This is a genomic window from Streptomyces sp. NPDC085937, from assembly GCF_044540535.1.
Lineage (GTDB): Bacteria > Actinomycetota > Actinomycetes > Streptomycetales > Streptomycetaceae > Streptomyces.
In genome coordinates, this window is record NZ_JBITSH010000002.1 from 315,918 (window position 1) to 328,044 (window position 12,127).

Consider the following 12,127-nt stretch of genomic DNA (forward strand, 5'->3'; position numbering starts at 1 on the left):
GAAACGCACCATTCGGACGTAATCACTCAATTATGGGCGATCCCGGAAAATTGCCCTGCTCGGTAAGGGTGCCCACGCGGGCCCGTACGGCGAAATGCGCCCTGCTGGAGGAGCGCACACACCGTTGAGCGCCCCGGCGAACGGGGTCGTCCGGGGCGCTCGCGTGGTGAACGCCTTGGCGCCGCGCGGGTCGATGTACAGCCGCTCCTCGAAGTCGCAGATGCCCTGCGCCCTGTCCACCACCTTGCAGTTGCTGCTGTCGACGGCGTGCCACAGGTGGTCGCCCGACTCGAGCCCGCCGCGGTAGGGGAACACGACCACTCCCGGGTCGTACCTGAGCTTGGTCGTCATCCGGTAGGTCGCGTGCACGACGCCCCCCCTTGGTCCCGATCACGATCGGCTTCCCGCCGTTCACCGTGACCCGGCTGAAGGAGACCCCGCCCTCCGCCGCCCCGGCCGGCACCGCGGACACCGCCGTGAACGCGATGGCGGCCCCACCGGCCACCAGCGCGCTCCCTGTCGTCCTTCTCATCCCCTGAAGCCCCTCCCCTTCACGCCCTACGGGCGCGCCCGCTGTCTTCAGCGGCTGACTGTGGGGCAGGGAAGCCGAGTTGGTGGTGGCGGTCGGACCGGCGACGATTTGATCACCGCGCTGCGGCGGCGTCCCGCGGTGGTCCGGGGCCACCGCCTCACCGCGTAAAGTGGCGATCTTCGGCCGGCGGAAGCCGTACGGAGTCCCTGGAAGCCGGGTGCAGCATGCATCTCGCGGACCATCCCGCACGCCGCCGCCTCAGCGCCGCCCTGGACAATCTCTCCAGCACCTTCCGCGGCATGACCGCGCACCCGGACGAGTACAACTGCGATTGCCACTGGGGAAGTGCGGAGGAGCTGGCCCTCCTGAAGACGCCGGACGTGGAACTGGAGCCGGACCTCCTGAACCGGGCCTGGCAGGCCGTCGACTGGTTCGATCACGCGGCCGTACTGCGCCGCATCCTGCCGCAGTTCGCCAGGGCCCTGGTCGCCGGTCAGGCGGATCCCCTCTTCGGACTGGAAGAGGCCGGATCCTCCTTCGCCCGAGGGCGCTGGCAGCAGTGGCCCGACGAGCACGCCGGCCCGGTACGGGAGTTCCTGCATGCCTGGTGGGCGCAGAGCCTCACCGATCCGGACGCCGCCGTCCCGGCGCACGAGGTCCTCGCCGCGTGTGCCGAGGCCTCCGGATCGTTCCGCCCCTGGCTCGCCGACTGGGAGAAGCAGACCGGCAGCCTCAGCGACCTGCGTCTCACGGAGACGGCCGCCGCGTGGGAGTACGAGCTCCTGGGCGACAACATGCCGTGGGACGTCCACTGGTACGAGCTCGACGAGGAGAAGATGCGCGCCGAACTGGTCACCTGGCTCCTCGGCCACGCCACGGTGCGGCTGCGCGAGTCGGGTGCGCCGGCCGATCTGCAGCACCGGATACGGCTGCTCGGACTCACCGGCGAGGCCCGCTGGACGGATCCGCACTGGCCCGGCCACCGCTACACGGCGGGGCGACGGCTCCCGGTCATGCCCCCTGCTCCGGCACGATCTCGGCCCGCGGAGGGGCGTCCTGTTCCACTTCCGCTGGTCCTTCTGCTGGGTCGGTGTCGGGGCCCGGTACTCGTCGAAGAGGCTGAAGAACAGCTCGATCGCCGGTACACCGGCGGCTTCCGCTTCGCGCTCGATCTGGGCGGCCCATCCCGGGGAGCTGTGGCGGCCGAGCCGTCGGCACAGCCACTCGGCGAACTGGGACTCCGTGCCCGGGCTCCAGGAGGCGAAGTCCTCCGCGACGCCGTGCACGCCCAGGACGACCCCTCCACCCCGGGGTCGGCGAGGGCTGGTTACTGGTCCCCCGCATGAAGATCGTGATCTGGTCCTTCCTCACCCTGTTCTTCGCCCTCTGTGCCGTCGGCGGCCTGCTCAACGCCGTGCAGGGGCAGGACGCCTCGACCGTCATCCGTCACCTGGGCGCCACTGCCATGTTCTCGTCGTGCGCCTGGGGCAGTTGGCAGAAGGCCTCCCGCCCCCGGACCCCGGCATGGCTCGAAGAACCGCGTCGCAGACCGTGGCGTCGACGATGACCCTGCCGCCCGACGCGCCTCCGGGGCGTGCCGGTCGTCGGGTGACGGGGCCGTTGCCGTCGGTATTGCTGCCAGAACCACGAAACGCCCTGGAGGGGAGATCCCCTCTGGGGCGTTCTTGCTGGTGGCGGGTGGCGCCCCCGGCAGGACTCGAACCTGCGGCCAAGCGCTTAGAAGGCGCCTGCTCTATCCACTGAGCTACGGGGGCCGGTGTGGTGGCCTGTCGTCGTGGTGCCCTGGTGGGGCCTGTCCTTGACGTTGCCGGAGACAAGGATAGGGCTCCCGCATCCTTGTCCCTGTCGCCTCGCCTCCGTGGCTCGATGTGGAGGTTCGGTGAAGCGGTCCTGATAATCGCAGGCAGGTACGAATCGTGCACTGCTTTTGGCCTCTGGAGCATCGGGTGTTGTGCACTCGTTATGCCTCGGCTGTGCCCGCGTCTCAGTCGCCCCTTCCATCCGCTTGTGTCCTGTCGGCACGCAGACATGCTCATATGCTTCAGAATTCCCCTAAAATTGGGCATTCTTCGCATGTGGTGACCTTGGACGTACGGCCTCAGCTGCTCGACGCACTTTCCGCCCTGCGCGACCGTGTCGCCTCCGCACGCTTCCCGCTGCCCCTGGCGGGGGCCGCCCGCGCGCGTGCCAACCGCGACGAACTGCTCGCCCAGCTCGACGACTACCTGGTGCCGCGGCTCAAAGACCCAGGCGCGCCCCTGCTGGCCGTCGTCGGCGGGTCCACCGGAGCCGGTAAGTCCACCCTGGTGAACTCGCTCGTGGGCCGGCGTGTCAGCGAGGCGGGCGTGCTGCGGCCGACGACCCGCACGCCGGTGCTCGTCTGCCATCCGGAGGACCACCACTGGTTCAGCGGGATGAGGGTGCTGCCCGACCTCACCCGCGTATGGGTGCCCCACCACCAGGACCCGGCCGACGACCTGCTGCTGCCCGGCGAGGACCCCGCGCGCGTCCTGCGGGTGGAAGCCACCGACACCCTGCCCCCCGGCCTCGCCCTCCTCGACGCGCCCGACATCGACTCCCTGGTCTCCGACAACCGGGTCCTCGCCGCCGAACTCATCAACGCGGCCGACATCTGGATCATGGTCACCACCGCCGCCCGCTACGCCGACGCCGTGCCCTGGCACATGCTGCGCACCGCCAAGGAGTACGACGTCAGCCTGGTGACCGTGCTGGACCGGGTGCCGCACCAGGTGGTCTCCGAGGTGTCACGGCAGTACGGCGCCCTGCTCACCAAGGCCGGTCTCGGCGACGTCCCCCGCTTCACCGTGCCCGAGCTGCCCGAGTCCGCGTTCGGCGGCGGACTGCTGCCCGCCACCGCCGTGGCCGCGCTGCGCACCTGGCTCGTCCACCAGACGCTGGACCCGGCCGCCCGGCAGCACGTCATGGCCCGCACCGCCTACGGCGTCCTCGACTCCCTCAACTCCCGCCTGCCCGAGCTGGCCGGTGCCGCCGCCGCCCAGTACGCGGCGGCGCTGCGGCTCACCTCCGCCGTGGAGACCGCGTACGACAGCGAGCACTCGCGGGTGCGGGGACGGCTGCAGGCGGGGGCCGTGCTCGCCGGGGACGCACTCAAGCGGTGGCGCGCCTTCCCCCTCGACTGCACTCCGGGAGAGCTCCTCGACACGCTCGTGGAGAGCCTCAGCGCGCTCCTGCTGTGCGCCGTCGCCGCCGCCGACGAACGCGTCGACGAGGCCTGGCGGCGCGAGCCCGCCGCCGACGCCCCCGAGCTCGCCGCCCGCGAGGGCGTCCCGGAGAGCGTCGAGCACCGCATCGGCCTCGCCGTACGGCGCTGGCGGCGCGAGCTGGAGGAGTTCGCCGAGGAGGAGGTGCGCGAGCTGGAGCGCGGTACCGCGCCCGACCCCGAGACGGTCACCGCCCTCGTCGCCACCGTCCTGCTGGGCGGCCGCCGGGCGAGAACCGCCGGGGAGGGCCTCGCCGAGCGGATCGGCGCCCACGGCGCGCTGCGGCTGCGGGACCGCGGCGGACGGCTGCTCGTCGCCCACGTCGACCGGATCATGCACGCCGAACGCGAACGCCGCCTCGCCCCGATCGACACGCTCGAGGTGCACGCGGAACCCCAGCCCGAACTCATCGCCGCGTTGTCGGTACTGCAGAAGGAGAGGTGACCGGTGACCGCCGTCACTGACCAGGACCACACCGAGCACCCCGATCGTGACACCGAGGACCGGTCCCGCGAGGACACGGCCGGCGCCTGGGACGACGGGCTGATCGCGCGCCGGGTGAACGGCACCGCGGCGGACCCGGTGCGGGAGGAGCCGCAGGTGGTGGCCGAACCCCGCGCCTCCACGCCGCAGAAGGTGACCCCGCTGTCGTACGACCCGCGGCTGGCGTCGCGGCTGGACGCGATGCGCGAGCTGGTCGGGCTCTCCCGCACCCGGCTCGACAACCGGACCCTCGCCCAGGCGGGGCGGGTGCTCGACGAGGCCGCCGCACGGCGCCGGCTCTCCGGACAGCACACCGTGGTCGCCATCGCGGGCGCCACCGGCAGCGGCAAGTCGCAGCTGTTCAACGCGCTCGCCGGCGTGCCGATCTCCGAAACGGGCGTACGGCGGCCCACCACCGCCGCCCCCATCGCGTGCAGCTGGAGCGACGGCGCCGCGGGCCTCATCGAGCGCCTCGGCATCCCGCCCCGGCTGCGCCGCCGCCCTCTCCAGGCCATGACGGAGGCCGACGAGCGGCTGCGCGGGCTGGTCCTGGTCGACCTGCCCGACCACGACTCGGCGGCGGTGCAGCACCGCGAGCAGGTGGACCGCGTGCTGGGGCTGGTCGACGCGGTGATCTGGGTCGTCGACCCGGAGAAGTACGCCGACGCCATGCTGCACGAGCGCTACCTGCGGCCCATGGCGGCCCACGCGGAGGTCATGTTCGTCGTCCTCAACCAGGTCGACCGGCTGCCCGGCGACGCCGCCGAACAGGTCCTGGACGACCTGCGGCGCCTCCTCGACGAGGACGGCATCGTGCTCGGCGAGTACGGCGAACCCGGTACGGCCGTGCTCGCCCTGTCGGCGCTCACCGGGGACGGGGTGGGCGACCTGCGCGAGTCGCTCGCCCGGTTCGTGGCCGAGCGGGGGGCGCCCGCCCGCCGGATCTCCGCGGACGTCGACATCGCCGCCGCCCGCCTGTGGCCCGCCTACGCCACCCGCCGGCGCACCGGGCTGAGCGAGGAGGCGCGGGAGGAGTTCTCGGACCGGCTCGCGGACGCCGTGGGCGCCACCGCGGCGGGCGAGGCGGCCGAACGCGCCTGGCTGCGCAACGCCAACCGGGCCTGCGGGACGCCCTGGCTGCGGCTGTGGCGCTGGTGCCAGGCGCGGCGCGAGCCGACCACCGGCAGGGTCGCCCTGGCCGGGCAGCCCGACGAGGAGGTCACCGCCCGGCAGCGGGTGGAGCAGGCGGTCCGCACGGTCGCCGACCGGGCCTCGGCCGGGCTGCCGGCGCCGTGGGCGCAGGCGGTGCGGGAGGCGGCGGTGCGCGGCTCGCAGGGGCTGCCGGAAGCGCTCGACGAGCTGGCCGTACGGGCGGGACTGCCGCCGGGGCGGCCGCCCCGGCCGGGGTGGTGGCCGGTGGCCGTGCTGGGCCAGGCGGCCATGACGATCCTGCAGTTCGTGGGCGGGCTGTGGCTGGTCGGGCAGATCGTCGGGGTCATGGCGCCGAACCTGGGCGTGCCGGTGCTGCTGATGGTGATCGGCATCGTGGGCGGGCCGCTCGTCGAGTGGAGCTGCCGTATGGCGGCCCGGGGACCGGCGCGGCGGTACGGGCTGGAGGCGGAGAGACGGCTGCGGGAGGCCGCGTCGGGGTGCGGGCGGGCCCGCGTCCTGGACCCGGTGGCGTCGGAACTGCTGCGGTACCGGGAAGTGCGGGAGCAGTACGGGCGTGTGGCGGGGGTGGGGGCGGGGAGCGGGGGGCGCTGAGACGGGTGGGGGTGGTGGTGGACCGGTCCTCTCCGGTGTGGTTCGGCGGAGGGGGCCGGTTTTTTGTTGCTGGGCGGCGGGCGGCGGGCGCGGGGGGTGTCTCGAGGCCTTGAGGCTGAGGGCGGCCACTCGTTCGGGTGGCGGGGTTGTCCACAGGCTGGGGGTGGTCCACAGCGTTCTGCGGGCCCGGCCCGGCGGAGGCAGTCTGGCTGCGTGGTGACCGCGATCGTGACCCTGGTCACGAGCCGATCGCACAGGCGGTCCGCGGTCACCGCGCCAGACGGCAGCCGTACGGGAAGGGCCCGTACGCGTGTCCGCCCGGCGCCGGTGCGACAGCCGGCGAGGGCCGGGCGAGGGAGGGAAGCGCGATGAACGAGACGATGGTGTGCGTGGTGGGCAACGTGGCGACGCGCCCGGTCTACCGGGAGACGGCGTCCGGTCCGGGGGCGAGGTTCCGGGTCGCGGTGACCGCGCGGTACTGGGACCGCGAGAAATCGGCCTGGGCGGACGGACACACCAACTTCTTCACGGTGTGGGCCAACCGCCAGCTCGCCACCAACGCCGCGGCGTCCCTGTCGGTGGGGGAACCGGTGATCGTGCAGGGCCGGCTGAAGGTGCGTACGGAGACGCGGGACGGGCAGCCCGGCTGGATGTCGGCGGACATCGACGCGGTGTCCATCGGCCACGACCTCACCCGCGGCACCACGGCCTTCCGCCGCACATCCCGCCCCGAGCTGAATCCGGCTCCGGACCGCTCGGAACCCAACTGGGAGACGGAGGCGTCACCGTCGCCGCCGACGGGGGCGGAGGCAACACAACTCACGTCCCCGGTCGGCGCCGTGACGTGACATCAGGACTCGTTGGGCTCCGGCCCCGCGGCTGACCGAAGCGAGGCTTATCGGCAGATGCGCGCCGTAAGTCCCCGGTGGATTTGTCGATAAGCCCTGTTCAGCGGCGCTCCGGCGATAACGATTCCGATTCGGATCACCGCTCCGACGCGATCACCGGCAAGCGCTGTCCGCCCGCTCCTTAGGATGCCGGGCATGGCTCCGGGGGTTCTCGGGGCCGGAGATTCTGCTGGTGGGACCGCCCCCCCCACATCAACGGGTCCTGCTCGGAAGGGAATTCGGTGTCTGTTTCGTTCGCCGCGCGGTTCCTGCGCGGACGTGGGTCGGCCCGCCTCGCCGCGGGGACGCTGGTGACCGGAATCGTCGCCACCACCGTGCTGGCCGGTGCGGGGACGGCGACCGCCGACGGTGGCGACGGGACGACACCGCAGCGCGGTGGAGCGGTCGCGACCATCGACGGACTGAAGACCTACGGCACGGCCGTCATACACGGACCCGCCGGCAACACGCAGGTCTCGGCGGGACTGTTCGAGATGTCCGTCGAGGGCGGCGGCATGCTGCAGACGTACTGCGTCGACATCCACACGCCCACCCAGCAGGAAGCCAAGTACCACGAGACCGCCTGGAGCGGCACCTCGCTCGGCACCAACAAGAACGCCGGCCGGATCCTCTGGATCCTGCAGCACTCCTACCCGCAGGTGAACGACCTGGCGGCGCTCGCGAAGAAGGCCGGTGTCCAAGGCCAGCTGACGGAACAGGACGCGGCGGCCGGCACCCAGGTGGCGATATGGCGCCACTCCGACGACGTGAAGGTCGAGGCGCTCGACCCGCAGGCCGAGCAGCTCGCCGACTACCTGGAGAAGAAGGCACGCGACAAGGCGGAACCCAAGCCGTCGCTGACCCTGGACCCGCCGGCCGTCGCCGGACGCCCGGGCGAGCGGCTCGGTCCGGTGACGGTCCGCACGGACGCGCAGACCGTGACGGTCTCCCCGCCGGCCTACACCGCGACCACCGGCGTACGGATCGTGGACGCCAAGGGTGAGCCGGTCACCACCGCCGCCGACGGCAGCAAGCTCTACGTGGAGGTGCCGGAGGACGCGGCGGCGGACACCACAGAGGTGACCGTGCAGGCGGCGACGACGGTACCGGTCGGCCGTGCCTTCGTCTCCGAGAGCCGCAGCCAGACGCAGATCCTGGCCGGGTCCAGCGAGTCGACCGTCTCGGCGACGGCGACCGCCACCTGGGCGGGGGAGGGGGCGATACCGGCGGTCTCGGCCCGCGAGAACTGCGCCAAGGGCGGTGTGGACGTCACCGTCGCCAACCGGGGCGACGCCCCGTTCACCTTCGAGCTGGCGGGCACGGAGTACACCGTCGAGGCCGGCGCCTCCGACACGGTGACGGTCCCGCTGAACGAGGACCAGCCGTACGACATCGCCGTCGTGGGAACGGACGGCTTCGAGCAGCGCTTCACCGGGGTGCTCGACTGCCGCACGCGGACCGCCGAGACGGGCACCACGACGCAGACCCTGTCCGGCCCGACCGCCCCTCCCGTGACCAGCCCCGTCACCGACGTCAACCTCGCCCAGACCGGTGCCTCCAGCATCACCCCGTGGATCACGGGCTCGGCCATAGCCCTGGTCGTCCTCGGCGGCGCGGCCCTGGTCATCACCCGCCAGCGCCAGAACGCCTCCGACGGGGACGCCTGACGGACACGCCGGAGGGCCTCACCGGGTGACGGTGGCCGGCCAGGCCGCGAGTACGCCGAAGTCGGGATCCGCGAGGCCCCTGGCCGGGTCGACCCGGTGGAGCAGGGCCGGGCCGGGAAGGCCGGCGGCCACCCACTGACGGTCCATCGGGCCGATCTCGTCGTCGACCCAGATGAACGGGCGGCCGCCGGCCCGTTCGACGAGGGCGCGGGTCTTCCCGTGCAGGCCGCGCGGGGCCGCCTCTCCGGTGTCCGGCCACTCCAGGACGGGCAGCCCGGGCAGACCGATCAGCGGGGCGACGACCTCGTTCGCCTCCTCCATCCAGGTCGTGGCCCAGACGAGCGAGCAGCCGAGCGCGAGGAGACGCGCGCCGATGCCGGGGTCGAGCCGGCCGAGCAGGGGGTTGCCCTCGGCGGCCGGAGCCGGGGTGGGAGCTGCGACACGCGGGGACCGTGCCGTCGACCCGAAGGGGATCAGGGGGCCGTCGACGTCGAGAAAGAGGAGAGGGCACTCCACCGGGCGGGTCACAACAGCACGCTAGCCCGCCCTCGTGGGCGAGGCGGCTGAATTCCGGGCCTGTTCCGGGCCGTGCGCGGTGTCCGTGTCGGCCGGGGGTGACGCAGAGTGATGGGTGCGGCGATGCGTGCGGTGGGGAAACCCCAGGTCAGGGGGGTCGGGGGCGACGCGTTTCCGCACAGGGGTGGCGGTACGGCAAGATGGGGTGTATCTGCCCACTGCCAGATTTCAAGCTGCCGGACGGTTTCTCTTGGCTGAGTACATTTACACCATGCGCAAGGCGCGCAAAGCGCACGGCGACAAGGTGATTCTCGACGACGTCACCCTGAGCTTCCTGCCGGGAGCGAAGATCGGCGTCGTCGGCCCGAACGGCGCCGGTAAGTCGACGGTTCTGAAGATCATGGCGGGGCTGGAGCAGCCGTCGAACGGTGACGCCTTCCTCACTCCCGGTTACACCGTCGGCATCCTGCTGCAGGAGCCGCCGCTGAACGAGGACAAGACCGTCCTGGAGAACGTCCAGGAGGGTGTCGCCGAGGTCAAGGGCAAGCTCGACCGGTTCAACGAGATCGCCGAGCAGATGGCGACCGACTACACCGACGAGCTCATGGACGAGATGGGCAAGCTCCAGGAGCAGCTCGACCACGCCAACGCCTGGGACCTCGACGCGCAGCTGGAGCAGGCCATGGACGCCCTGGGCTGCCCGCCCGGCGACTGGCCGGTGGCGAACCTGTCCGGTGGCGAGAAGCGCCGCGTGGCGCTGTGCAAGCTGCTGCTCGAGGCGCCCGACCTGCTCCTGCTCGACGAGCCCACCAACCACCTCGACGCCGAGTCGGTGAACTGGCTGGAGCAGCACCTCGCCAAGTACGAGGGCACCGTCGTGGCCGTGACCCACGACCGGTACTTCCTGGACAACGTCGCCGGGTGGATCTGCGAGGTCGACCGCGGCCGGCTGCACGGCTACGAGGGCAACTACTCCAAGTACCTGGAGACCAAGGCCACCCGCCTCAAGGTCGAGGGCCAGAAGGACGCCAAGCGCGCCAAGCGGCTCAAGGACGAGCTGGAGTGGGTGCGGTCCAACGCCAAGGGCCGCCAGGCCAAGTCCAAGGCGCGTCTGGCCCGCTACGAGGAGATGGCCGCCGAGGCCGACAAGATGCGGAAGCTGGACTTCGAGGAGATCCAGATCCCGCCGGGCCCGCGTCTGGGCAACGTCGTCGTGGAGGTCAACAACCTCACCAAGGGCTTCGGTGACAAGCTCCTCATCGACGACCTGAGCTTCACGCTCCCGCGCAACGGCATCGTCGGCGTCATCGGCCCGAACGGCGCAGGCAAGACCACGCTGTTCAAGATGATCCAGGGCTTCGAGGAGCCGGACTCCGGCTCGATCAGGGTCGGCGAGACCGTCAAGATCAGCTACGTCGACCAGAGCCGCGAGAACATCGACCCGAAGAAGACGCTGTGGGCCGTCGTCTCCGACGAGCTGGACTACATCAACGTCGGCCAGGTCGAGATGCCGTCCCGCGCGTACGTGTCCGCGTTCGGCTTCAAGGGCCCGGACCAGCAGAAGCCGGCCGGCGTGCTCTCCGGCGGTGAGCGCAACCGCCTCAACCTCGCGCTCACCCTCAAGCAGGGCGGCAACCTGCTGCTCCTCGACGAGCCGACCAACGACCTCGACGTCGAGACCCTCGGCAGCCTGGAGAACGCGCTGCTGGAGTTCCCCGGCTGCGCCGTGGTCGTCTCCCACGACCGGTGGTTCCTCGACCGCGTGGCCACGCACATCCTGGCCTACGAGGGCGACTCCAAGTGGTTCTGGTTCGAGGGCAACTTCGAGTCCTACGAGAAGAACAAGATCGAGCGGCTCGGCCCGGACGCGGCGCGCCCGCACCGCGCCACCTACAAGAAGCTGACCCGGGGCTGATCTCTTGCGGCACATCTACCGCTGCCCGCTGCGCTGGGCGGACATGGACGCGTACGGCCACGTCAACAACGTGGTGTTCCTCCGCTACCTGGAGGAGGCCCGTATCGACTTCCTGTTCCGCCCGGAGAAGGACTTCAAGCAGGGGTCCGTGGTGGCGCGCCACGAGATCGACTACAAGCGGCAGCTCGTCCACCGGCACCACCCGGTGGACGTCGAGCTGTGGGTCACGCAGATCAGGGCGGCGTCCTTCACCCTCACCTACGAGGTGAAGGACGACGACGTGGTCTACGTCCGCGCGTCGACGGTGATCGTGCCGTTCGACTTCGAGGCGCAGCGCCCCCGGCGGCTCACCGCGGAGGAGCGCGAGTTCCTCCAGGAGTACACGGACGACGCCGCCGACGAGAAGGAGGAGGCCGTCGCCGCATGACGGTGCTCCACCTCGCCGACGAGGGGGAGGCCGCGGATCTCGCGGCCTTCCTGTCCCGGCTGCTGCACTACGACCGCGGCGCCGCCGTCCGGCTCCAGGCGGCCGGTACGGCGCTCGCCGTGTTCGGGCGGCCCCCGTCGTTCGAGGTGCTGGCGATCCGCGCGGTCCGGCTGGCCAAGCCGTACGAGAACGGGCTCGACGTCACGCTGGACGTGACCGTGTCCGCGGGTGAGCTGCTGGAGACGGTGGACGAGTCCGCCGCCACGGCCGGCGTGCCCGCGGCGGTGACCGGACCGCCGTGGGCCGGGGTGCTCCCGCCGCGCGGCGGCTGGCAGGCCGAGCCGGGCCTGCCGGAGCCGGGGCGGCTGAGGCGGCTCGTGGCCGCGTCGGTCGCGGAGTTCCGCTCCCGCACCGAGGAGCTGGCGCCCGAGGACCGCACCCGGGCCGAACTCGACCGCATCGGGCGGGAGATATGGTCCCGCACGGTCGCGGGGACGGGCCTCCCGGTGCGTGCGGTGCACGCCGCCCAGTCGCTCGGCTTCCTGCGCGGCGACGACCAGGCGTTGTTCTCCTCCGGGTCCTGGCTGCGGCTGCGCACGCCCTACGGCTCGGTCGCCGTACGCCGGGCGGGACTCGGCCCCCTGGGCATCAGCGTCCGCTGAGGCACCCCCCG

12 protein-coding genes and 1 tRNA gene are annotated in these 12,127 nt (G+C 72.0%); 10 read left to right on the plus strand and 3 right to left on the minus strand.

All coding sequences use genetic code 11. The annotated features are described in order from the left end of the window. Nucleotides 1–30: 30 nt before the first annotated feature. A complete protein-coding gene (locus ACIF8S_RS04950) occupies nt 31–369 on the minus strand; it encodes a hypothetical protein (RefSeq protein ID WP_399997355.1) in 339 nt (112 codons plus the stop codon). Nucleotides 370–380: 11 nt separating this feature from the next. On the opposite strand from ACIF8S_RS04950, the gene ACIF8S_RS04955 reads away from it, so the two are divergent. The 3 genes from ACIF8S_RS04955 (at nt 381) to ACIF8S_RS04965 (ending at nt 2,099) form a co-directional block, all read left to right on the plus strand. Next, nucleotides 381–539 (plus strand): hypothetical protein, encoded by a 159-nt coding sequence (locus ACIF8S_RS04955; RefSeq protein WP_399997357.1) that lies wholly within the window; start codon nt 381–383, stop codon nt 537–539. Between the two features lie 217 nt (nt 540–756). Then, nucleotides 757–1,878 carry a hypothetical protein gene (locus ACIF8S_RS04960; protein ID WP_399997359.1) on the plus strand — a complete coding sequence of 374 codons (1,122 nt, stop codon included), beginning with the start codon at nt 757–759 and terminating at the stop codon, nt 1,876–1,878. Next, nucleotides 1,875–2,099 carry a hypothetical protein gene (locus ACIF8S_RS04965; RefSeq protein WP_399997361.1) on the plus strand — a complete coding sequence of 75 codons (225 nt, stop codon included), beginning with the start codon at nt 1,875–1,877 and terminating at the stop codon, nt 2,097–2,099. The genes ACIF8S_RS04960 and ACIF8S_RS04965 overlap by 4 nt, the downstream gene beginning before the upstream one ends. Before the next feature lie 132 nt (nt 2,100–2,231). Here the strand turns inward: ACIF8S_RS04965 and ACIF8S_RS04970 are convergent. Continuing rightward, nucleotides 2,232–2,307: transfer RNA gene (locus tag ACIF8S_RS04970), tRNA-Arg, on the minus strand. Nucleotides 2,308–2,628: 321 nt separating this feature from the next. Here ACIF8S_RS04970 and ACIF8S_RS04975 point away from each other — a divergent pair. The 4 genes from ACIF8S_RS04975 (at nt 2,629) to ACIF8S_RS04990 (ending at nt 8,596) form a co-directional block, all read left to right on the plus strand. Beyond that, nucleotides 2,629–4,239 (plus strand): dynamin family protein, encoded by a 1,611-nt coding sequence (locus tag ACIF8S_RS04975; protein ID WP_399997363.1) that lies wholly within the window; start codon nt 2,629–2,631, stop codon nt 4,237–4,239. 3 nt (nt 4,240–4,242) lie between these two features. After that, entirely contained in the window at nt 4,243–6,042 is a 1,800-nt protein-coding gene (locus ACIF8S_RS04980) for a GTPase (protein ID WP_399997365.1), read from the plus strand. 368 nt (nt 6,043–6,410) lie between these two features. Continuing rightward, the gene (locus tag ACIF8S_RS04985) at nt 6,411–6,890 is read left to right on the plus strand and encodes a single-stranded DNA-binding protein (RefSeq protein ID WP_399997367.1); all 480 of its coding nucleotides are present in this window, start codon (nt 6,411–6,413) and stop codon (nt 6,888–6,890) included. Nucleotides 6,891–7,171: 281 nt separating this feature from the next. Next, the gene (locus tag ACIF8S_RS04990) at nt 7,172–8,596 is read left to right on the plus strand and encodes a Cys-Gln thioester bond-forming surface protein (protein WP_399997369.1); all 1,425 of its coding nucleotides are present in this window, start codon (nt 7,172–7,174) and stop codon (nt 8,594–8,596) included. Between the two features lie 18 nt (nt 8,597–8,614). Here the strand turns inward: ACIF8S_RS04990 and ACIF8S_RS04995 are convergent, their stop codons facing one another. Beyond that, entirely contained in the window at nt 8,615–9,124 is a 510-nt protein-coding gene (locus tag ACIF8S_RS04995; RefSeq protein ID WP_399997371.1) for an HAD domain-containing protein, read from the minus strand. Nucleotides 9,125–9,362: 238 nt separating this feature from the next. Here ACIF8S_RS04995 and ettA point away from each other — a divergent pair, with 238 nt between their 5' ends. From ettA to ACIF8S_RS05010, 3 genes are read left to right on the plus strand one after another with little or no spacing between them, the layout of a single operon-like run. Continuing rightward, complete coding sequence (gene ettA, locus ACIF8S_RS05000) at nt 9,363–11,027, plus strand: energy-dependent translational throttle protein EttA (RefSeq protein ID WP_349792775.1); 1,665 nt, start codon at nt 9,363–9,365, stop codon at nt 11,025–11,027. A gap of 4 nt (nt 11,028–11,031) precedes the next feature. Beyond that, entirely contained in the window at nt 11,032–11,454 is a 423-nt protein-coding gene (locus ACIF8S_RS05005) for a thioesterase family protein (protein ID WP_024887462.1), read from the plus strand. After that, nucleotides 11,451–12,116, plus strand: a complete 666-nt coding sequence (locus ACIF8S_RS05010; protein WP_399997373.1) for a hypothetical protein — start codon at nt 11,451–11,453, stop codon at nt 12,114–12,116. The genes ACIF8S_RS05005 and ACIF8S_RS05010 overlap by 4 nt, the downstream gene beginning before the upstream one ends. The last annotated feature ends 11 nt before the right edge of the window (nt 12,117–12,127 follow it).

Excerpts from the sequence above, each read along its gene's own strand:
- ACIF8S_RS04960 (WP_399997359.1), top strand. The coding sequence starts at position 757 with ATGCATCTCGCGGACCATCCCGCACGCCGCCGCCTCAGCGCCGCCCTG.
- ACIF8S_RS04965 (WP_399997361.1), top strand. The coding sequence starts at position 1,875 with ATGAAGATCGTGATCTGGTCCTTCCTCACCCTGTTCTTCGCCCTCTGT.
- ACIF8S_RS04985 (WP_399997367.1), top strand. The coding sequence starts at position 6,411 with ATGAACGAGACGATGGTGTGCGTGGTGGGCAACGTGGCGACGCGCCCG.
- ACIF8S_RS05010 (WP_399997373.1), top strand. The coding sequence starts at position 11,451 with ATGACGGTGCTCCACCTCGCCGACGAGGGGGAGGCCGCGGATCTCGCG.